The sequence below is a fragment of the Streptomyces sp. NPDC006739 genome, assembly GCF_042869815.1.
Taxonomy (GTDB): Bacteria; Actinomycetota; Actinomycetes; order Streptomycetales; family Streptomycetaceae; genus Streptomyces.
In genome coordinates this window covers 1-1410 of the sequence record NZ_JBIAGM010000094.1, presented here as the reverse complement: position 1 = coordinate 1410, position 1410 = coordinate 1, and the positions used below count along the sequence as shown (strand labels likewise).

General features: G+C 67.3%; 1 protein-coding gene. It reads left to right on the top strand.

Annotated elements, in window-relative coordinates:
- A partial coding sequence (gene ahcY / locus ACFYMM_RS44405) for an adenosylhomocysteinase (protein ID WP_388398572.1) occupies positions 1 to 1410 on the top strand: 1410 nt, incomplete at its 5' end.

Genomic DNA, 1410 nt, shown 5'->3' with positions numbered 1-1410 from the left:
TTCAAGGTCGCCGATCTGTCCCTGGCCGAGTTCGGCCGCAAGGAGATCACCCTCGCCGAGCACGAGATGCCGGGCCTGATGGCGATCCGCAAGGAGTACGCCGAGGCGCAGCCGCTGGCCGGCGCCCGCGTCACCGGCTCCCTGCACATGACCGTGCAGACCGCCGTCCTGATCGAGACCCTGGTCGCTCTGGGCGCCGAGGTCCGCTGGGCGTCCTGCAACATCTTCTCCACCCAGGACCACGCGGCCGCCGCCATCGCCGTCGGCCCGAACGGCACGGTGGACAGCCCCCAGGGCGTGCCGGTCTTCGCCTGGAAGGGCGAGACCGCGGAGGAGTACTGGTGGTGCACGGAGCAGGCGCTGACCTGGCCGGACAGCCCCACCGGCGGCCCGAACATGATCCTGGACGACGGCGGTGACGCCACCCTCCTCGTCCACAAGGGCGTCGAGTACCAGAAGACCGGCGAGCTGCCCCCGGCCGACAACGAGGAACTGGCGGCCGTGGCCGCCCTGCTGAAGGCGAGCCCGCTCGACTGGACGGCCATCGCCTCCGAGATCCGTGGCGTGACCGAGGAGACGACGACGGGTGTGCACCGTCTGTACGAGATGCAGCGGGACGGTGTGCTCCTGTTCCCGGCGATCAATGTCAACGACGCTGTGACGAAGTCGAAGTTCGACAACAAGTACGGCTGCCGGCATTCACTGATCGACGGGATCAACCGGGCCACCGACGTCCTGATCGGCGGCAAGACGGCGGTGGTGTTCGGTTACGGCGATGTGGGCAAGGGGTGTGCGGAGTCGCTGCGCGGTCAGGGTGCCCGGGTGATCGTCACGGAGATCGACCCGATCTGCGCGTTGCAGGCGGCGATGGACGGCTACCAGGTGACCACGCTGGAGGAGGTCGTCGAGACGGCCGACATCTTCGTCACCACGACGGGGAACAAGGACATCATCATGGCCTCGGACATGGCCAGGATGAAGCACCAGGCGATCGTCGGGAACATCGGTCACTTCGACAACGAGATCGACATGGCGGGTCTGGCCAGGGTCCCGGGCATCGTCAAGGACGAGGTCAAGCCGCAGGTGCACACCTGGACGTTCCCGGACGGCAAGGTGATCATCGTGCTGTCCGAGGGCCGGCTGCTGAACCTGGGCAACGCCACCGGTCACCCGTCGTTCGTGATGTCCAACTCCTTCGCGGACCAGACGCTGGCCCAGATCGAGCTGTTCACCAAGCCCGACGCGTACCCGACCGGTGTGTACGTGCTGCCCAAGCACCTCGACGAGAAGGTCGCCCGGCTCCACCTCGACGCCCTCGGCGTCAAGCTGACCACCCTGCGTCCGGAGCAGGCCGCGTACATCGGCGTGGAGGTCGAGGGCCCCTACAAGGCGGACCACTACCGCTACTGA